At 41.5% G+C, this 732-nt stretch carries 1 pseudogene; it reads right to left on the reverse strand.

Features of this window, described 5'->3' with window-relative positions:
• Window positions 1-181: pseudogene (locus GRP75_RS28605) on the reverse strand (tyrosine-type recombinase/integrase); the annotation flags it as partial.
• Window positions 182-732 lie beyond the last annotated feature (551 nt).

Raw genomic sequence — 732 nt, forward strand, 5'->3', positions numbered from 1 at the left:
CGAGTGGTTTTTCACGCAACGTGCGTAAAAATTGCTTTACATCCCCCATATAATTTTTTTGCGTATGTATCGTATATCCCGCATCCTTCATCCAGATCAAAAAAGCTTCCAGCTCCTCAGTATATATTTCATCAGTTTCTTCAGTTGTATCGAGCCCCACATGTCGTAACTCTTTTTTCATCCCGTTCGCCTCCAATTCAGTTCATATTCCGAAATATACTGTAAAACGATCATTTTCGTCTGATTTTTATCGACAATCCAATCGACATCTTATGCAGGAGGGATTCTAAAAGTCGTTTTAAACCTAAACAGCGTATAATTTATATTATACGCTGTTTTTTAAGCGCTTTTTAAGTATAAATAAAGCGCTCCCCTCTTGTCCAGCCTGGTATCGCCTTCAAGCAGACATTTCAAAGCACTTAACGGGGTGGCGTAGGCAGAGGGGGTCGATCCCACAATGTAGACAAATTAAAAGCACGCTCAAGAAAAGTTCTCCGAATGTAATTCATTCATATCCAAAACAAAACTAAATAGCCAATAGTCTTGCATGCAGCACCACTTCTCTACTTCATCAGCAAGCTGGGGTGCTGCTCTCGATCGGTAGCAGTCAAAATCGCCATAGTGGCCAAAACATGAATATCATATGCAGTTTCCAGCTCGATATCCGGATCATCTTCCGGCGCGTGCACCATCTCCATATGATAGCCTGCTAGCTGATTGTAATTTTCACCC

Origin of the sequence: Paenibacillus sp. OT2-17, assembly GCF_009827695.1 — a bacterium.
GTDB lineage: Bacteria > Bacillota > Bacilli > Paenibacillales > Paenibacillaceae > Paenibacillus > Paenibacillus polymyxa_B.